Origin of the sequence: Mycolicibacterium sp. ND9-15 (assembly GCF_035918395.1) — a bacterium.
Classification (GTDB): domain Bacteria; phylum Actinomycetota; class Actinomycetes; order Mycobacteriales; family Mycobacteriaceae; genus Mycobacterium.
Window position 1 is genome coordinate 4,650,427 of sequence record NZ_CP142362.1, and the last position, 18,685, is coordinate 4,669,111.

The following is an 18,685-nucleotide window of genomic DNA, read 5'->3' on the forward strand; positions in this document are numbered from 1 at the left end:
GGCCGTCAGCGGATGGCGAGGCCCAGCGCGGCGACGGTGGTCGTGACTTCGATCGCGGCGCCGAGTACGTCGCCGGTGAGGCCGCCGAAGCGCCGGACACAGTGAGCCACCAGCAGCGCCCCGCACGACAGCGCGACGACGACGGCCAGCGGCCCCTGCCACGGTCGTGAACCGGCGATGACGGCCAACGCCGCGACCGCGACGACCCACGCGACGATCACCGCGACCGATTGGGTGCCGGCGACCCGACCACCCAGCGAACTGCCCTCAGCGGCGGGCACGCCACGCCTGCAGGCCAGCACCGCCGCGACGCGCCCCGACATGACCGCCACGACCAGCCCGACGGCAGTCAAGCTGGTGAAGGCGAAAGCCTGGATGAGGACCGCGACCACCACTGCGGCCACGCCGAACGGGCCGGCCGAGCCGTCACGCATCACCTCGAGGGCCCGCTGCGGCGGGCCGTAACAGCCCAGGCCGTCGACGGTGTCGGCGAGCCCGTCGATGTGCAGGCCACGGGTCACCACCAGCACCGTCGCCACCGCGAGCACACCGGCCAGCGGTCCGGGTCCGAACGCCCAGGATGCCGCCCAGAGCGTGGCGGCGGCCAGCCCACCGATCGCCGCGCCCGCCACCGGGAGAGCCGTCAGCGCCCCTGGGCCGACGGCCGCCGTGGCGCGCACCGGTGCGACGGTCCCGAATGCGAACGCCCCTGCAAGCGATCGGATCACGAGCTAGCACTCCTCGCGTGGGCGGGTGACGACGCACGCCTCCTCGAACGTGGCCATCGACGTCAGCGTGGCCACCGCGGCCCGCACGATGGACAGCGCGATCGCTGCCCCGGTGCCCTCGCCGAGGTGCATCCCCATGTCGACGATCGGCTCGAGGCCGAGGCGGCTCAGGGCCACCGCATGTGCGGGCTCGGTGGACAGGTGGCCCGCCTGCCACCACTGACGGGCACCCGGCGCGAGGCGCTCGGCGAGCAACGCCGCCGCCGTCACCACCAGTCCGTCGAGGAGTAGCGGTGTGCGACGCACCGCCGCCTGGGCACAGAAGCCTGCCATCGCCGCGAGATCCGCGCCCCCGCAGATGCGCAGGAGCGCAACGGGATCGGTGACGCTGTGCCGACACCGATACAGCGCGTCCCGGACCGCCGCGGTCTTGCGCGCCCAGCCCGCGTCGTCGACGCCCGTACCGCGGCCCACCACGACGACCGGCTCGGTGTCGGTGAGTGCGGCGACCAAAGCCGTTGCGGGAGTGGTGTTCCCGATTCCCATATCGCCGGCGATCAGCAGGTCGGCCCCGGCGTCGACCTCGTCGTCGGCGATGCGGCGGCCGGCCTCCAGCGCGGCGGTCAGTTCGTCCGGGCTCAGGGCGTCCTCGACGGCGATGTTGCCACTGCTGCGGCGCACCTTGTGCGCGCCGATCGACGGTGACTGCGGTTCATCGGTGTCGACGGCGATGTCGACCACCCGCACGCTCGCGCCCGCGACCTCGGCGAGCACGTTGATCGCGGCACCGCCGGCGTCGAAGTTCGCGACCATCTGTGCGGTGACGTCGGACGGATAGGCCGAGACACCCGCCGCCGCGACACCGTGGTCACCGGCGAACACCACCACCCGGGCCCGCTTCAACGGCCGCGGCGGACATGCGCCCTGGCACGATGCGACCCACACCGAGAGGTCCTCGAGCCTGCCCAGCGAACCGGCCGGCTTGATGAGTTGGTCCTGGCGTGCCCGCGCTGCGGCGGCCACCTCCGCGTCGGGAGCCACGACGGCCGAAAAGTCCGTCACGCCCGCTCCTTCACCGGAAGCGGTTGCCCGGCGATGACCAGCACCACCCGGTCGCACACCGTGGCCAGCCGCTGGTTGAGAGCACCCAGTTCGTCGGCGAATCGGCGGCCCGCGGCCGTCGCCGGTACGACGGTCAGCCCGACCTCGGGGCTGACCACCGCCAGTGGCGCCGAAAACCCGCCGACCGCGTCGAGCAGGTCGTCGACGTCCGTGGCGATCGAGCCATCGGTCCAAGCGCCCGACCGGTCCATCGCCGCGGTCAGCCAGGAACCGATGTCGTCGACCAGGGTTGCGATGGGCTCGGTACGCAAACACGTTGCGACGTCTGTGGTTTCGACGGTTGACCACCGGCCCTGCCGACGCGCTCGGTGCGCGGCCACCCGGGCCGCCCACTCGGGGTCGCCGACGGGCTCCGGCCCGGTGGCGAGGTAGCGCACCGGTTGCGGGTCGGTCGCCTCGTCGGCCAGCGCCGCCTCGGCCCACCGCGACTTACCCGACCGGATGCCGCCGAGCACCAGGGTGCGCACCGGTCTCAGGTGACCTGGTCGCCGCGGTTCACCTGCGGGCGTGGTGCGCGCATGCGGCGCAGCTGCGAGGCGCGGCTGGCCGCGTAGAAACCGAGCTTCCAGCCGCCTTCGGTGTTGTCGGGGAACTTCTCGTCGACCAGGCGGTTGACCCGGCGCCCGATGACGAAGCCGTCGATCACCATGATGACCACGAGCACGAGCATCGCGGGGGAGAGCAGGCGCTGCACCTGCACTGAAGGCACCGCCAGCATCACGAAGATCAGGCCCAGCGCCGACGGCATGAACAGCCCGAGCACGTTGCGCCGGGCGTCCACCACGTCGCGCACATAGCGGCGCACCGGCCCCTGGTCCCGCGGCAGCAGGTAGGCCTCTTCGCCGGCCATCATCTTCTCGCGGCGGTCGGACATCTGCTCGCGGCGTGCCGCCTTCTCCGCGCGGCGCTCCTCGCGGGTCATCTTGGTGCGCATCTCTTTGCGGCGCTTGCGCGCCTCGGCGGCCGTCATCGGCGCGGGCGACACAGGTCCGCGCTTGCGACTGGCCTGGGCGCGTTTGGGGGTCGGCCTGCCCTTGGGCGGGGTGGTGCCGGCGGGCTTGGCATCGTCGTAGGGCTCAGTCTCGACCGTGTCGTCGGACACACCGGTGTCCGATTCGGGTTGCTTGTCTTTCTTACGGCCCAGCAGGTTCACGGCTGCCAGGTTACTTCCGTCGCGGACAGCGGCGACGGGCTGGGGACAGACTCGGGAATAGCGGCCGAACGAGGTACCGTTGACTGAGTACGCGCCACACGGATGCCAACGATATGGCCTAACAGGAGACGTAATGACAGTTCAGGAAGAGTCGGCAGGAACCCCCGGGACGGCAACCGCCACCCACGGCGTCATCCTGAGCGACGCTGCTGCCGCCAAGGCCAAGGCGTTGCTGGACCAGGAGGGCCGCGACGACCTTGCCCTGCGCATCGCCGTGCAGCCGGGTGGCTGCGCCGGGTTGCGCTACAACCTGTTCTTCGACGATCGGGCGCTCGACGGTGACCTGACCGCGCAGTTCGGCGGCGTGAACCTCACGGTGGACCGCATGAGCGCGCCGTATGTGCAGGGCGCGACCATCGACTTCGTCGACACCATCGAGAAGCAGGGCTTCACTATCGACAACCCCAACGCCACGGGCTCGTGCGCCTGCGGCGACTCGTTCAACTGAGCTTGGACTGATCGCAATCGGTCAGTACTGGCCGGCCGTGCGAGGCAGATAGGAACACACCAGGATCTCGCCGTCCTGCGCCAACAACTGCGCGACGGCCTGCTGCTCCTGGGTGTCGGCCCGGTCGCGGCGCGAACCCCTCGCCGGCGTCACCCGCATGGTGAACAGCACCTGCGCCTGGTGCGGTGAGGGCTGCACGATCTTGTCGATCGACACCACCTCGGCGCTGCTGTACTGCTTGCGGAACGCATCGCCCGACAGTCGCGCGAGCGCCAGATCCGAGCGCTTGTCCTTCACCGAGTCGAACAGCCCGCACGAGGTGTGCCGCGCAACCGTTTCGTCATCGCCATCGGTCAGGGCGTCCAGGTAGTCCTGAATCGCGGCCTCTGCCGACGTTTCACTGAGCGTGGCCGGCCTGGGCGCCTCGCTGCTGCCGCCCGAGAAGGCGATGGCCGCCACCACCGCGCCGATCAGCGCGACTGCCACCAGCGCGCCGAGCGCGATCGGCCACCGCTTCCTCTTCTGGTACGGCACCGGCGGGGGCAGCATGCCCGGATATCCCGACGGAACATTCTCCGGATACGGAAACGATTGCGTATACATTTGCGGGCCGGTCGGTCCAGCACCGTATTCGGGCGGGTACGGCCCGGTCATAGATTTGCTCCCCCGAGATGTGTGTAGGAATGTGCCTGTCTACAGTGGCTGGCGGGTTTTTGTAGGCAGGTTAGCGCATAGGATTACCTAGGCGGCTTAACAAATGAAGGGTGTTGTTCGTGACAATTGCGGTGACCGGGTCGATTGCGACCGACCATCTGATGCGGTTCCCCGGGAAATTCTCCGAACAACTGCTGCCCGATCACCTGCAGAAGGTCTCGCTGAGCTTCCTGGTCGACGATCTGGTCGTGCACCGCGGCGGCGTCGCGGGCAACATGGCGTTCGCCATCGGCGTGCTCGGCGGCGACGTGGCGTTGGTGGGCGCCGTGGGCCGCGACTTCGACGACTACCGCAGTTGGCTGGAGGCGGTCGGGGTGGACACCGAGAGCGTGCTCGTCTCCGAAACCGCCTACACCGCACGGTTCGTCTGCACCACCGACGACGCCATGGCGCAGATCGCGTCGTTCTATCCGGGCGCCATGTCCGAGGCACGCACCATCTCGCTGGCCGATCTCACGAAGCGGATCGGGACGCCCGAACTGGTCATCGTCGGCGCCAACGATCCCGAGGCGATGTTCCTGCACACCGAGGAGTGCCGGAACCTCGGCCTGCCCTTCGCCGCCGATCCCTCACAGCAGTTGGCCCGACTCTCCGGTAAGGAGATCCGCAAGCTCATCGACGGGGCCACGTATCTGTTCACCAACGACTACGAGTGGGACCTGCTGTTGCAGAAGTCGGGCTGGAGTGAGGCTCAGGTGATGAGCCAGATCGGGCTGCGCGTCACCACGCTGGGCCCCAAAGGGGTTGACCTGGTCAGCTCCGACGGCACCTTCATCCACGTCGGTGTGGTGCCGGAGAAGCACAAGGCAGATCCGACCGGCATCGGGGACGCGTTCCGGGCCGGCTTCCTGACCGGTCGCAGTGCGGGGCTGAGCCTGGAGCGGTCCGCTCAGCTCGCCTCGCTGGTGGCCGTCCTCGTGTTCGAGGCGCCGGGGCCGCAGGAGTGGGGCTGGAATAGTGACGAGGCGGTACAGCGGTTGGGCGACGCCTACGGCGACGAGGCTGCCGCGGAGATCTCGGAGGCGCTCGGCGCCGACAGCTGATCCGGAGGCGCTCGGCGCCGACAGCTGATCCAGGGGCGCTCGGCGCCGACAGCTGATCCAGGGGCGCTCGGCGCCGACAGCTGATCCAGGGGCGCTCGGCGCCGACAGCTGATCCAGGGGCGCTCGAGTAGCTACAGCTGCACGGGGTAGGTCGGCTCGCCGATCTGCGGGGTGATGCTGTGCTCGACGAAGATCGCATGCCAGAGCATGAAGATCAGGACCGTCCACAGCCGACGGCTGTGATCGCTTGCGCCGTTGCGGTGTTCGTCGAGCATGACGCGCACCGCCCCCAGGTCGAACAGCTCATCCGCCTGTGACGAGTTGACCATCGAGTAAGCCCAGTCGAGCAACTCCCCGGCCCGCAGCCAATGCCGGATCGGCACTGGAAAGCCCAGCTTCGGCCGGTTCAGCACATGCGGGGGAACGATCGGCTCCAGTGCCCGACGCAAAGCGAATTTCGTAGTTGCCCTGGTGATCTTCTGGTCATGGGGCAACTTGGACGCGACCGCGAACACCTCGGGATCGAGGAACGGCACCCGCAGTTCGAGCGAGTTCGCCATGGTCATCTTGTCGGCCTTGACCAGGATGTCGCCGCGCAGCCAGGTGAACAGGTCGACGTGCTGCATGCGCGCAACCGGGTCCCAGCCCGCCGACGCGGCATACACCGGTGCGGTCACGTCGGTGTGCGTCCACTCGTGGCGGAAGCCGGGCAGCACCGCGCGCAGTTGCTCGTCGGAAAAGCTGCGCGCGTTTCCGTAGTAGCGCTCTTCGAGGGTGAGCGAACCGCGGTGCAGCAGGCTCTTGCCGCGCATTCCCTCGGGCAGCGGCCGCGAGGCCCGCCCCAACGACCGCCGCAGCGGCCGGGGTAGGTACTCGAACGGCCGCAGCGACAACGGTTCCCGGTAGATCGTGTAGCCACCGAACAGTTCGTCGGCACCCTCGCCGGACAACACCACCTTGACGTGCTTGCGGGCCTCGCGGGCGATGAAGAACAACGGCACCAGCGCCGGATCGGCGACGGGTTCGTCGAGATACCAGACGATCTCGGGCAGCGCGGCGACGAACTCGGCCTGCGTTACCACCTTGGCGACGTGCCTGGCGCCGATCGCCTCGGCCGAGGCGACCGCGACGTCGACCTCGGAGAAGCCCTCGCGTTCGAACCCGGTGGTGAACGTGATCAGCCTCGGGTTGTGCCGCATGGCCAGCGCCGCGATCGCCGTCGAGTCGATGCCGCCGGACAGGAACGCGCCGACAGTGACATCGGCGCGCATGTGCTTGGCGACCGAGTCCTCCAGAACCGCGGTGATCTCGTCGTAGCGCGCCTGTTCACGGCCGGAGAAGGGCACTGCGGCGAACCGGGGGTGGAAGTAGCGCGTCACCTCCGGTTCGGCGCCCGGGCGAATGCGCGCGTAGCTGCCGGACTCGAGCCTGCGCACCCCGCGGTGCAGGGTTTCGGGCTCCGGCACGTACTGCAGCACGGTGTAGTGCTGCACGGCGCGTTCGTCGATGGCCAGGTCGATGCCCAGCGTGTCGGCCAGCTCGAGAAGGCACTTCTTCTCGCTGCCCACCGCGGTGCCTCCCGGGCCGGTGGCCATGTAGAGCGGTTTGATGCCGAACGGGTCGCGGGCGCAGAACAGCTCGCCGCGCTCGGTGTCCCACAGCGCGAACGCGAACATGCCGCGCAACCGCGTCAGCGCGTCGGTGCCCCAGTGGTGGTAAGCGGCGATGATCGCCTCGCCGTCCCCATCGGTGTTGAACACCACGCCATGCAGGGCCCTCAGCTCCTCGCGCAGCTCGAGGTAGTTGTAGATCTCGCCGTTGAACACCAACACGTAGCGGTTGGGCGCCTCCGCCGGTCCCCACCGCAGCGGTTGGTGGCTGTGCGCGATGTCGATGATCGAGAGCCGGTTGAAACCCAGCACGGCCCAGTCGTCGGACCAGGTCCCGGGCTCGTCGGGGCCGCGGTGACGCATCAGGTGCGACGCCCGGGAGACCCTTTCGATCAGCTCAGGGGAGATATCAGCGGACGAGTCACGCAACAGGGCCAGCAGTCCGCACACGGCGCCAAGTATGCCCAATCCGCCGGCGCGGAGCGCAAAGTGCGAGGTGTGTTGAGACCGCCACCCACGCGTGGTCTACGCTGCGTAGTATTCGCTCCAGAAACTGACCGCACCGCGGTCGCGCGTCACTGACTTCTAGGAGGCTCCAACGTGACACCTCGCGGGCTGAAGGCGGTGGCGCGTACGGCGTCGCTGGCAATCGTCCTGGGTGCTACGACGTTGCTGCTCAGCGGCTGCAGCTGGTCCGAGGTGCTGGGTCTGGGGTGGCCGAAGGGCATCACGCCCGAAGCGCACGTCAACCGCGAGCTGTGGATCGGTTCGGTGATCGCATCGCTGGTCGTCGGCGCGATCGTGTGGGGCCTGATCTTCTGGACCTCCGCGTTCCATCGAGCCAAGAAGACCGACACCGAGCTTCCTCGTCAGTTCGGCTACAACATGCCGCTGGAGCTCGTGCTGACCGTGATCCCGTTCCTGATCATCTCGGTGCTGTTCTACTTCACCGTGGTCGTTCAGGAGCGAATGCTGCACGAGGATCCGAACCCGGAGGTCGTCGTCGACGTCACCGCCTTCCAATGGAACTGGAAGTTCGGCTATCAGAAAGTGGATTTCGCCGACGGCACCTTCACCTACGATGGCGCCGACCCTGAGCGCGCGGCCGCGGTGGCATCGCGCCCGGAGGGCTCGGAGGGCGAGCACGGCGGCGAATTCGGTGTGATCGCGGGCAAACACCCCCAGGACCGCTCCTACCTGGCGTTCGACAAGGTGGAGACGCTCGGCACGTCGGCGGAGATCCCGGTGCTGGTGGTGCCGTCCGGCAAGCGCATCGAGTTCCAGGTCGCCTCGGCCGACGTGATCCACGGATTCTGGGTGCCGGAGTTCCTGTTCAAGCGCGACGTGCTACCGGATCCGAAGGCGAACAACTCCGACAACACGTTCCAGGTCAGCGAGATCAACCAGACCGGGGCATTCGTCGGCCGCTGCACGGAGATGTGCGGCACCTACCACGCGATGATGAACTTCGAGTTGCGAGTGGTGGAGCCCAACGACTTCAAGGCGTATCTGCAGCAGCGCATGGACGGCAAGACCAACGCCGAAGCGTTGCAGGCGATCAACCAGTCACCGACCGCCGTCACCACCCAGCCGTTCGACACCCGTCGCGGTGAACTGGCGCCCCAGCTAACGCAGGCCAGCAAGTAGGGACACCACATGCATATCGAAGCCCGGCTGTTCGAGTTCCTGACCGCCTTCTTCGTCCTCGCCGCCATCGTCTACGGCGTGTTGACGGCGATGTTCCAGTACGGCGGTATCGAGTGGGCAGGCACCACCGCGCTGGTGCTGACCGCCGGCCTGACCCTGATCACCGGCACGTTCTTCCGGTTCGTGGCCCGGCGCCTGGACACCCGGCCCGAGGACTACGAGGACGCCGAGATCAGCGACGGCGCCGGTGAGCTCGGCTTCTTCAGCCCGCACAGCTGGTGGCCGATACTCATCGCGCTGTCGGCGTCGATCGCCGCGGTCGGGGTGGCTCTGTGGCTGCCCTGGCTCATCGTGGCGGGCGCCTGCTTCGTGATCACCACAGTCGCGGGCCTGGTGTTCGAGTACTACATCGGCCCCGAGAAGCACTGACCGACACGCGGACCTTTCCCTCGGTACGGGTGCTTCAAGGTCACAATCGAACCACCACTTCGCCGCTGAACCGTGCGGGTAATCCACGCGGATGAGGCGGTTGGGTAGTGTTGCCGGGGCACGTTCAACCCGCTGGCCGAGCCGGCAATCGGACCCGCCGGCCGAGCCGGCAATGGGACTTCAGTTGTCGTGTCGCGCCGGATGAGTAGTCGAGAAGGATAGGCGTAAATGAGCGGGCCGAATCCCCCGGAGGGCGAAGGGTCGGATTTCCAGACTAAGGAGCCGAGTCCGGAACCGGATCACACCGCTGGTGACCAGCCGGCGCCGGACACCAGCGAGACGGAGTTCCATTCGCGGGCCTACTCGGCGCCGGAGTCCGAACAGTTCACCGCAGGCCCGTACGTGCCCGCCGATTCGTCGCTGTACGACTATGACAGCTATGAGCAGGCCGACTCGACCGACCAGCCCACGCCGCCCCGGTGGCCGTGGGTCGTCGGCGTGGCGGCGATCATCGCCGCCATCGCGCTGGTGGCGTCCGTCTCGGTCCTGGTGACGCGCACCGACACCGACAATCTCGCGACTCCCGAGACCTCGACCAGCACCGTGGCGCCGCCGGTGCAGGACGAAATCACCACTACCACTCCGCCGCCGCCGCCGCCTCCGCCGAGTGAGGAGCCGCCGCCACCGCCCCCGGAAACGGTGACCGTGACCCAGGAGCCGCCGCCACCGCCCGCACCGGCCGCACCGCCGCCGCCACCCGCGCCGGAGACCACTCCGCCGCCGGCGCCGCCGCCCACGACCACCCGATCGGGCCCGCGACAGGTCACCTATTCGGTGACGGGAACCAAAGCACCGGGAGACATCATCACCGTGACCTACATCGACGCGTCGGGGCGTTCCCGCACCCAGCGCAACGTCTACATCCCGTGGTCGTTGACCGTGACACCGATTTCGCAGTCGGAGGTCGGCTCGGTGCAGGCGTCCAGCCTGTTCTTGGTCAGCCGGCTCAACTGCTCGATCACCACGAGTGACGGAACGGTGTTGTCCTCGAACACCAACAACGCCGCCCAGACCAGCTGCTGACATGAGCTACGACACCGACGCATCGGGGCGCTCGCGGTTGACCCCGGCACTGGATCCCAGCGAGCTGGACCGTACCGACCGCATCCTGCTCGGCGCGTGCGCGGCGATCTGGCTGGTGGCCCTCGGCACCGGCGTCGCCGCCACGGTGGCGCTGGTGGACTTGGGCCGCGGCCACGCCGAGTCCGTCGGGGACGCCGGCACCCCCTGGCTCCTCTACACCATCATCGGGATCTCCGCGGTGGTGATCATCGGGGCGGTGCCGCTGCTGCTCCGGGCGCGCCGCGAAGCCTTGGCCGAAGCACCGCCGCCAAACCGGACCACCCCACCCGCTTCCGATCAATCGCGGGTGATGGACATGACACCCGCCACCGAGAAGCTGAGCGCGGCGGGGCCGAGGCCGGGCGGGCAGGATCCCCGGTCGGCGTATGCGGCGCCGCGTATGCAGCGCACGCTCGACGCGCCGGAGCCCGTCTCCGCGGCCTCCGCGGCAGTGGACCTGCTGTGGCTGCGCTGTGCAGTGGTGATCGCATGCGCCATCGGCATCGCCATGGTCGCCATCGGCGTGGCCACTTACCTGATGGCGGTGGACAGCGATGTCGCGGCGTGGGTCTTCTACGTGCTGACCGCGCTCGTCACCCTGGCCATGCCTGCGGTGCCGTGGTTCTACCTCAAAGAACTACGTGCCCTGCTCGATCGCCAAGGCGCATAGCTCCAGGGCCGGCCCGATCTTCACCGGGCGTCTCAGTGGTGCCCGTCGGACGAGTCACCGTGTCCGTTCGGCGAGCCGCGGCGCGCCTGATGTTCGGCCAGTGCGGTGAGCGCCTTGCGTTCGCCCGCGTGCTGCGCCTCGGTGAGCGCCTCGTGCTCCTCGATCGGATCGGCGGTGAGGAAGCTGCCGGTTCCCGGCGCGCCCGCGGAGCCCAGCTTGTTCATCTTCTTGGGCAGGGCGGCACCCTGGTACTCCAACGGAATCGGATGTCCGTGCTCGTCGACCGGCCCCAACGGCTGGTGCAACTCGATGTAGGCACCGTGCGGCAGTCGCTTGATGATGCCGGTTTCGATGCCGTGTTCGAGCACCTCGCGGTCGCTGCGCTGTAGCCCGATAGCCCACCGGTATGCGATGTAGTAGACGATCGCAGGTAGCACCACCATGCCGATACGGCCGATCCACGTCGTCGCGTTCAGCGAGATGTGGAACTTGAACGCGATGATGTCGTTCATCGCACACAGCGTGAACAGCATGTACAGCGCGATGGCCGCGGCGCCCAACGCGGTGCGCACCGGGGCGTCCCGCGGACGCTGCAGCAGGTTGTGGTGCGCGTCGTCGCCGGTGAGCTTCTTCTCGATGAACGGGTAGGCGATCAGCAGCGTGAAGACCAGCCCCATGAACAGGGCAACCCAGGTGGAGGCCGGGACGGTGTAGTTGCCCCAGTAGAGCTCCCACGGCGGGAAGATACGCGCCACACCTTCGGTCCACATCATGTAGAAGTCCGGCTGACTGCCTGCCGACACCTGAGAAGGCTTGTAAGGCCCGAGATTCCAGACCGGGTTGATCGTCAGCAGGCCGCCCATCAGGCCCAGGATCCCGGTGGTCATCGCGAAGAAGGCGCCGGACTTCACCGCGAACACCGGCATGACCCGCACGCCGACGACGTTGGTCTCGGTGCGGCCGGGGCCGGGGAACTGGGTGTGCTTCTGGAACCACACCAAGGCGAGGTGAAGGCCGATGAGCGCCAACATGATCCCGGGGATCAGCAAAATGTGCAGCGCGTACATCCTGGGAATCCAGATACCGTCCTGGCTACACATGTATCCCACGCCGCCGCAGGGGAAATCGCCGCCGAACAGCGCCCAGTGCAACCAGGTGCCGATCACCGGCATACCGAGCGAGATCGACGACAGCGCGGCCCGGATCCCGATGCCCGAGAGCAGGTCGTCGGGTAGCGAGTAACCGAAGTAGCCCTCGAACATCGCCAGGATCAGCAGCAGTGCGCCGATCACCCAGTTCGCCTCGCGCGGGCGCCGGAAGGCGCCGGTGAAGAAGATGCGGGCCAGGTGGACCATGATCGATGCTGCGAAAAGCAGTGCGGCCCAATGGTGTACCTGTCGGACGAACAGCCCGCCACGGATCTCGAAGCTGATGTCGAGCGTTGACTCGTAGGCCTTCGACATCTGCACGCCGCGCAGCGGCTGATAGACGCCGTTGTAGGTGACCTCGGCCATCGACGGGTCGAAGAACAGAGTCAGGTACACGCCGGTGATCAGCAGGACGATGAAGCTGTACAACGCGATCTCGCCCAGCAGGAACGACCAGTGGGTCGGGAACACCTTGTTCAGCTGCCGGCGCACCGCCGCCGACGGGTGGTAACGGGAATCGATGGCGTTCCCTTGCGCCGCCGCGATTTCGGCGAGGTTCGGCCGTTTCGGCAATGTCGGACTCATGCTGTTTTCCGTTCCCAGAAGGCCGGCCCGACGGGTTCGATGAAGTCGCCGTTGGCGACCAGATACCCGTCCTGGTCGATGGTGATGGGCAGCTGCGCCAACGCGCGCGCAGCTGGGCCGAATATGGGTTTAGCGAAGTGCAACGCGTCGAACTGCGACTGGTGGCACGGGCAGAGGATGCGATACGACTGCTGCTCGTAAAGCGAAGCGGGGCAACCCAGGTGAGAGCAGACCTTGGTGTAGGCGAACAGGTCGCCGAAGTTGAAGCTCTCCTGGCCCTTGCGCTTGACCATCCGGGGCATGTCCTGCGACTTGATTCTGATCAACATGACGGGATTGCGCACGCCCATGGCGATCTCGGCGAGGCGGTGGTGCGACTCGACCGTGGTGCCGTCGCCGTCGGACTCGCGCCACGGGAACACCGTCTCCATGCCGCCCGCGTCGATGTCCTCGGGTCGCATCTTGACGAAGGTGCCGCTGCCGGTGGAGCGGGCGAGGAAGATGGTCTCGCCCTCGAACCGTGGGGTCCACCCGGACGTCCACAGCACGGCCTTCTTGCCTTCGGCGGTCTGCACCACCGGCTTCCACGGGTTCTTGATCAGGCCACCCGCAAACGCGACCAAGGTGCCGAGGCCGAACGCGCCGAGGCCGATGCCCAACGAGAGGCCGACGAGCTTGCGGCGCTTGATCGTCGAGCCCTCCAGTGCGTCGGTCAGGTTCGCCACGACCGTCTTGCGGTGAATCTCGGGGGAGGCGCCGTCATGGCGCTCCTGGATCGAGATCTCCTCGGGGATGAACTTCTTCTGGTACAGCACCGCGCCGATGCCGATCGCGAGGATCGACAGCCCGAAGGTCAACCCGTACAGGGGGGTGGTCAGGCTGAACAGAAACTCGCCCTCGGAGCCCTGCGGCTTGAACTCCCACGGCCAGAACAGGAACACCAGCAACAGCGCCAGACCCGAGAATCCGCCCAGCAGAAGCCAGTACGACACCACGCGACCGGCCCGCTTCTCGGCCTTGGTGCCGGCGACCGGCCACCGGCTTTCCTTGTAGGCGATCTCGACGCCGTCGAGCTTGCCGCCGAGTTCGAGCAACTCCTCACGCGACATCGCGGCCAGTTCGGCGTCGGTGGGCTGACCCGGCACCCCGGTCTGGCCGGGTGTGTCGGTGCCCTTGGGGGCGTTCTTCGGGCGGTTGTCCGGTTCGCTCATGATCGCGCTCCGATCCAGAGGGCCGCGGCGATGACGGCCACCATGCCGATGATCCAGGCCGCCATGCCCTCGGGCGCCGGGCCGAACCCGCCGAGGCCATAACCGCCGTAGCTGGGGCTCTCCGCCGACTCGCGGACGTAGGCGACGATGTCGCGCTTCTCATCCGGCGACAGTTGCCGGTCGGAGAACTTCGGCATGTTCTGCGGCCCGGTGAGCATCGCGGTGTAGATCTGCGCGGGCGTGGCGTCGCCGAGGTCGGGTGCGTACTTGCCCGACGACAGGGCGCCACCCTTGCCGGTGAAGTTGTGGCACGATGCGCAATTCAACCGGAACAGGTCCCCGCCGCGGGCGACGTTGTCACCCAGCAGCGACTCCTGCGCGACGCGTCCGTTGTCGTCACGCGGGACGACCGGACCGCCGCCGTTGGCCTGTACGTACGCGCCGAGCGCGTCGGTTTGCGCCTCGTCGAACACCGGCGCCTTTCTGGGCGCCTGGGCCTCGCCGCGCATCGCGGGCATCCGGCCGGTCGACACCTGGAAGTAGACGGCCGCCTCGCCGACGCCGACGAGGCTCGGTCCGCGGTCGGCGACACCCTCCAGGTTGACTCCGTGGCAGCTCACGCACGAGGTGTCGAACAACTGCTTACCCGTGCGCAACAGCGCCGACTGCGATTCGTCGGCGACCGCAACCTGCGGTGTGGGCGTCAGCGTGGCGGCCAGGCCACCGGCGACGCCTAGTCCGAGCAGCAGCAGCACAGCACCTGACAGGCGCCGGCGTAGCCGACGGCGCGACTTGTCGGTCATCGAACCCCTTCTCATCGGACGACCGGAAAGCCGGTCAACGGACTCATCGGCGAGCCGATCGACGGACACATCGGCGAGCCGGTCAACGGACTCATCGGCGAGCCGATCAACGGACTCATCGGCGAGCCGATCAACGGACTCATCGGCGAGCCGATCGACGGACACATCGGCGAGCCGATCGACGGACACATCGGCGAGCCGATCAACGGACGAAGTAAATGGTGGCGAACAATGCGATCCACACGATGTCGACGAAGTGCCAGTAGTACGACACCACGATCGCTGCGGTGGCCTGTGCCGGGGTGAACTTGCTCATCCGGGTCCGGGCCAACAGGAGCACGAAGGCGACCAGACCGCCGATCACGTGCAGGCCGTGGAAGCCGGTCGCCAGGTAGAACACCGACCCGTAGGCGCTGCTGGAGATGGTGGTGCCGTGTTGAACCAGGTGGAAATACTCGTAGCCCTGGCCGAGCACGAAGAACAGCCCCATCAGGAACGTGATCACGTACCAGCGGCGCAGCCCGAACACGTCGCCGCGCTCGGCCGCGAACACGCCCATCTGGCAGGTGAACGACGACGCGATCAGCACCAGGGTGACCGGCACGGCCTGCACCAGGTTCAGCTCCGTTGGCGGCGGCGGCCACTCTCCTGCCGCTTGCGAACGCGCGGTGAAGTACATCGCGAACAGGCCAGCAAAGAACATCAGCTCGCTGGACAGCCAGACGATGGTGCCGACACTGACCATGTTCGGCCGGTTCAGCGAATGTACTCGCGACGTGATTGCGGTTCCCGATGCCCCTACAGCGCTCGTCACAGGAGCAAGTATGACGCTTTGTAGTTGTCAATCTCCACCCGGGTCGACGTTTCGTCATAATCGCGGGGTGCCTTCTGCCGAAAAATCCGATTCTTTCGCCTGGCCCCGGATCCTGGGCCGGCTGACGACCGGCCGGTCTCTCGAGACGGGCCAGGCGGCGTGGGCGATGGACCAGATCATGACCGGCACAGCCACTCCTGCCCAGATCGCCGGATTCGCCGTGTCGATGACCATGAAGCGCCCGACATCGGCGGAGGTCACCGAGCTGGCCGACACCATGCTCAAACACGCGCGGCGGGTTCCCACGGACGTGATCGGCACCGCGACCGTCGACGTGGTGGGCACCGGGGGTGACGGCGCCAACACCCAGAACCTGTCGACGATGGCGGCCATCGTGGTCGCCGCCGCCGGGGTGCCGGTGATCAAGCACGGCAATCGCGCAGCGTCCTCGCTGTCCGGCGGCGCCGACACCCTCGAGGCGCTCGGAGTGCGCATCGACCTCGGCCCCGACGAAGTCGCGCGCAGCGTAGCCGAGGTCGGCATCGGGTTCGCGTTCGCACCGCATTTCCATCCCTCATACCGGCACGCCGGCGTGGTGCGTCGCGAGATCGGGGTGCCGACGGTGTTCAATCTGCTCGGTCCGCTCACCAATCCGGCGTCACCGCGGGCCGGGCTGATCGGGTGCGCATGGGCCGACTTGGCCGAGGTGATGGCCGGAGTGTTCGCGACGCGTGCGTCCAGTGCGCTGGTGGTGCATGGCGACGACGGTCTCGACGAACTGACCACGACGACGACCAGCACGATCTGGCGGGTGCAGGCCGGCACGGTCGAGCGGCTGAAATTCGACCCCGCCGCGTTCGGCTTCGGTCGCGCCGAGATCTCCGAACTGATCGGAGGCGACGCGGAGGCCAACGCCGCATCGGTGCGCGCGGTGCTGGGCGGTGCGCACGGCGCGGTGCGCGATGCGGTAATCCTCAATGCCGCCGGGGCGTTGGTGGCGCACGCGGGGCTAGCCAGCGACGCCAAATGGGTGCCCGCCTGGGAGACGGGGCTCGCCAAAGCGGTGGAGGCCATCGACTCCGGGGCGGCCGAACAACTCCTCGCGCGTTGGGTGCGGTTCACTCAAAAAGCCTGAGAGGCTTGTCCGCCCGGTTTGTTCCTCGGCGTCCCTGGTCATCCTGGCGATCTGCTCGGCGGCGAGCCGTGCCGACCGCGCCGACGCCGCCCACGACGCCCACCGGCCTGCCGCGTGCACCGGCGAGCAGTAGCCGCTCGTCGCGCGCACGATGCGCACCCCCGGCTGATGCAGCCAGCGCGCGATCAACGCCGTCTCCTCGACAAGGGCGCCGCCCAGTGGGGCCGCGGACGGCAGAATCGCCTGGGCGCCTGCGTAAATCGCGTCGACGACTGGCATCGGCGGTACACCGCGGGGGGCGTTGCCGGCGGCCGCCAGCTGGCCGTTGCGGATCACCGCGAGCTGCCACCCGCCGGCGCCGTCGGGACGTGCCGCTACCAGCTCCGCAACGGCGGCCAGCGCCCGCAGTCGCTGGCCCCGCCACAGCACGTCGATCGCGGTGGCGGTGTGGTCGCGCAGGCGCGCGGCGGTCTCGTAGCGGCCACGGTCGGCGAGGTCGGTGATGTGGGCCAGCGCCGCTTCCAGAGCCCGGCCGTCGGCCCCGTCCATCACGTCGGCCGCGTGCGCGACCGCCTCGGCGTAGGCGGCGGCGCCCACGTCACGGGGGGCCGGACAGGGCGCCAACTCGCGTTCCGGGCAGGCCGGACCATGCACCGCGGCGCGCGCCAGCTTCTTGGTGCACGTCCGCACGCCGGTGTAGCGAGCCAGCAGCGCCGCGGTGTCGACGGCATCGGCACGCGCCCGGAACGGCCCGATCACCGGGTTGTGCTTCGGGCTACGGATGACGGAGAAGCGGGGGAACGCCTCGTCTGTCAACGTGACCCACCACCAGCGATGCGGGAACTTCGACCGCCGGTTGTAAGGCGGCGAATGAGCCGCCAGCAGCCGTAGTTCGCGCACGCCGGCCTCGAGGTCGTGAGCGCACTCGACGTGGTCGACCGCGGTGGCGAGGGAGGTCATCTCCTTGATGCGGGTGCGAGAGTCCGAGCCGTTGAAGTACTGCCCGACGCGACGGCGGAGGTTGACGGCGGTGCCGACATAGAGCACCTCGCCGGCGGGGCCGCGGAACAGGTAGACCCCCGGTCGGCTCGGCAGCGGCGTGGCTAGGTGACGGTTGCGCCGTTGGGCCGGGGTGACATCGGGCAGGTATGACCGCAACTCGGTGTAAGTGTGTACACCCTGGTTGCCCACCCGCTCGATCAGGCCGTGCAGCACGTCGACGGTGGCGCGGGCGTCGTCGAGTGCGCGGTGCGTCGGGGTGGTGCTCGCCCCGAACAGCCGGGCCAGCGCGGAGAGCCGTACGCTGGGCGCTTCGTCGCGGGTGAGCACCCGGCGGGCGAGTTTGACCGTGCACAACACCGGCGGTCGCGGCCAGGTGATCTGACAACGTTCGGCGGCGGCGCGCAGGAAACCGACATCGAATCCGGCGTTGTGGGCGACCAGCACCGCCCCGCGGGAGAACTCCAAGAAAGACGGGAGCACAGACTCGATCCTCGGTGCGTCGCACACCATCGCGGTGGTGATCCCGGTCAGCGCCACGATCTGCGGCGGGATGCTGCGACCCGGATCCACCAGGGTGGCCAGCTCGCCGAGCACGACGCCGCCGCGCACTTTGACCGCGCCGATCTCGGTGATCGCGTCGGGGTTGTCGCCGCCGGCGCGCCCGCCGGTGGTTTCCAGGTCGACGACGACGAAGGTGGTGTCGCGCAGCGTGACATCCATGGCCAAAGCCAGTTGGTCTCCGTCAGCGACGCTGAGCTGGCTCATGGGCTGACGGTAGAAAACCGCACCGACACCTCGGGTTTGCCACGCGGTCACGGTGTCCAGTGATGTCCCTGCTGCCGGTGAGTTGTCGGTACCCCCGGATAGCGTGCGGACAGCACCGACCGAGAGGAGCCATTCGTGGGCACGGTGAAGATCGACTGCGACGATTGCGCGGTACGCGGACCAGGCTGTCAGGACTGCGTCGTGAGCGTTCTGCTGGGAGTTCCCGACACGCTGTTGGACGACGAACGCCGGGCGTTGGAGGTTCTCGCCGATGTGGGTCTGGCGCCGCGCCTGCGGCTGGTGCCCGTCCGCCGGGACGGCGGTTCGGGTGTCGCCTGACGACACGCGGCGTAGCTGGCGGCGCGACGAATTATGAGCTGCCTGTTAAATTTGCGTCTTCTGTTGGACAACGCCGATGCCGTTTCGTAACCTGTCTGAGACCTAAGGGCAGTTCGACACGGCTTCGTTCCGGATGT

At 68.1% G+C, this 18,685-nt stretch carries 18 protein-coding genes and 1 pseudogene; 8 read left to right on the forward strand and 11 right to left on the reverse strand.

Annotation, left to right across the window (positions count from 1 at the left end):
* Positions 1–5: 5 nt before the first annotated feature.
* Genes QGN32_RS22005 through QGN32_RS22020 form a run of 4 tightly spaced genes read right to left on the reverse strand, consistent with a single transcriptional unit; the run spans position 6 to position 3,003 of the window.
* Entirely contained in the window at positions 6–728 is a 723-nt protein-coding gene (locus QGN32_RS22005) for an adenosylcobinamide-GDP ribazoletransferase (RefSeq protein ID WP_326546289.1), read from the reverse strand.
* A gap of 3 nt (positions 729–731) precedes the next feature.
* Complete coding sequence (gene cobT / locus QGN32_RS22010; protein WP_326546290.1) at positions 732–1,790, reverse strand: nicotinate-nucleotide--dimethylbenzimidazole phosphoribosyltransferase; 1,059 nt, start codon at positions 1,788–1,790, stop codon at positions 732–734.
* On the reverse strand, positions 1,787–2,317 hold the full coding sequence (locus QGN32_RS22015) for a bifunctional adenosylcobinamide kinase/adenosylcobinamide-phosphate guanylyltransferase (protein ID WP_326546291.1): 531 nt from the start codon (positions 2,315–2,317) through the stop codon (positions 1,787–1,789). The genes cobT and QGN32_RS22015 overlap by 4 nt, the downstream gene beginning before the upstream one ends.
* Positions 2,318–2,322: 5 nt before the next feature.
* Positions 2,323–3,003, reverse strand: coding sequence for a DUF3043 domain-containing protein (locus QGN32_RS22020; protein WP_326546292.1), 681 nt, complete (start codon positions 3,001–3,003; stop codon positions 2,323–2,325).
* 133 nt (positions 3,004–3,136) lie between these two features.
* On the opposite strand from QGN32_RS22020, the gene QGN32_RS22025 reads away from it, so the two are divergent.
* Positions 3,137–3,511 (forward strand): HesB/IscA family protein, encoded by a 375-nt coding sequence (locus QGN32_RS22025; RefSeq protein ID WP_326546293.1) that lies wholly within the window; start codon positions 3,137–3,139, stop codon positions 3,509–3,511.
* Positions 3,512–3,532: 21 nt separating this feature from the next.
* Here QGN32_RS22025 and QGN32_RS22030 read toward each other — a convergent pair whose 3' ends face one another.
* Positions 3,533–4,165 (reverse strand): Rv0361 family membrane protein, encoded by a 633-nt coding sequence (locus tag QGN32_RS22030; protein WP_326546294.1) that lies wholly within the window; start codon positions 4,163–4,165, stop codon positions 3,533–3,535.
* Between the two features lie 119 nt (positions 4,166–4,284).
* On the opposite strand from QGN32_RS22030, the gene QGN32_RS22035 reads away from it, so the two are divergent.
* Complete coding sequence (locus QGN32_RS22035; protein ID WP_326546295.1) at positions 4,285–5,268, forward strand: carbohydrate kinase family protein; 984 nt, start codon at positions 4,285–4,287, stop codon at positions 5,266–5,268.
* Between the two features lie 131 nt (positions 5,269–5,399).
* Here the strand turns inward: QGN32_RS22035 and asnB are convergent, their stop codons facing one another.
* A complete protein-coding gene (gene asnB, locus QGN32_RS22040; RefSeq protein ID WP_326546296.1) occupies positions 5,400–7,328 on the reverse strand; it encodes an asparagine synthase (glutamine-hydrolyzing) in 1,929 nt (642 codons plus the stop codon).
* 150 nt (positions 7,329–7,478) lie between these two features.
* Between asnB and ctaC the strand changes: the two genes are divergently transcribed.
* From ctaC to QGN32_RS22060, 4 genes are all read left to right on the forward strand, one after another.
* A complete protein-coding gene (gene ctaC / locus QGN32_RS22045; RefSeq protein WP_326546297.1) occupies positions 7,479–8,525 on the forward strand; it encodes an aa3-type cytochrome oxidase subunit II in 1,047 nt (348 codons plus the stop codon).
* Between the two features lie 9 nt (positions 8,526–8,534).
* Positions 8,535–8,954, forward strand: a complete 420-nt coding sequence (locus QGN32_RS22050; RefSeq protein ID WP_326546298.1) for a cytochrome c oxidase subunit 4 — start codon at positions 8,535–8,537, stop codon at positions 8,952–8,954.
* A 228-nt stretch (positions 8,955–9,182) separates the two neighbouring features.
* Complete coding sequence (locus tag QGN32_RS22055; protein ID WP_326546299.1) at positions 9,183–10,037, forward strand: MmpS family transport accessory protein; 855 nt, start codon at positions 9,183–9,185, stop codon at positions 10,035–10,037.
* A 1-nt stretch (position 10,038) separates the two neighbouring features.
* On the forward strand, positions 10,039–10,746 hold the full coding sequence (locus QGN32_RS22060) for a DUF2561 family protein (protein WP_326546300.1): 708 nt from the start codon (positions 10,039–10,041) through the stop codon (positions 10,744–10,746).
* Positions 10,747–10,778: 32 nt separating this feature from the next.
* Here QGN32_RS22060 and qcrB read toward each other — a convergent pair whose 3' ends face one another.
* From qcrB to ctaE, 4 genes are all read right to left on the reverse strand, one after another.
* Entirely contained in the window at positions 10,779–12,479 is a 1,701-nt protein-coding gene (gene qcrB / locus QGN32_RS22065) for a cytochrome bc1 complex cytochrome b subunit (RefSeq protein WP_326546301.1), read from the reverse strand.
* Positions 12,476–13,690, reverse strand: a complete 1,215-nt coding sequence (gene qcrA, locus QGN32_RS22070; RefSeq protein WP_326546302.1) for a cytochrome bc1 complex Rieske iron-sulfur subunit — start codon at positions 13,688–13,690, stop codon at positions 12,476–12,478. The genes qcrB and qcrA overlap by 4 nt, the downstream gene beginning before the upstream one ends.
* Entirely contained in the window at positions 13,687–14,493 is an 807-nt protein-coding gene (qcrC, locus tag QGN32_RS22075; protein ID WP_326549203.1) for a cytochrome bc1 complex diheme cytochrome c subunit, read from the reverse strand. The genes qcrA and qcrC overlap by 4 nt, the downstream gene beginning before the upstream one ends.
* Before the next feature lie 202 nt (positions 14,494–14,695).
* The gene (gene ctaE / locus QGN32_RS22080) at positions 14,696–15,307 is read right to left on the reverse strand and encodes an aa3-type cytochrome oxidase subunit III (protein WP_326546303.1); all 612 of its coding nucleotides are present in this window, start codon (positions 15,305–15,307) and stop codon (positions 14,696–14,698) included.
* A gap of 10 nt (positions 15,308–15,317) precedes the next feature.
* Between ctaE and trpD the strand changes: the two genes are divergently transcribed.
* On the forward strand, positions 15,318–16,442 hold the full coding sequence (gene trpD, locus QGN32_RS22085) for an anthranilate phosphoribosyltransferase (RefSeq protein WP_442791746.1): 1,125 nt from the start codon (positions 15,318–15,320) through the stop codon (positions 16,440–16,442).
* Here the strand turns inward: trpD and QGN32_RS22090 are convergent.
* A pseudogene (locus QGN32_RS22090) lies at positions 16,380–18,209 on the reverse strand (DEDD exonuclease domain-containing protein); the annotation flags it as partial. The gene trpD and the pseudogene QGN32_RS22090 overlap by 63 nt on opposite strands.
* Before the next feature lie 135 nt (positions 18,210–18,344).
* On the opposite strand from QGN32_RS22090, the gene QGN32_RS22095 reads away from it, so the two are divergent.
* A complete protein-coding gene (locus QGN32_RS22095) occupies positions 18,345–18,548 on the forward strand; it encodes a hypothetical protein (protein WP_326546305.1) in 204 nt (67 codons plus the stop codon).
* The last annotated feature ends 137 nt before the right edge of the window (positions 18,549–18,685 follow it).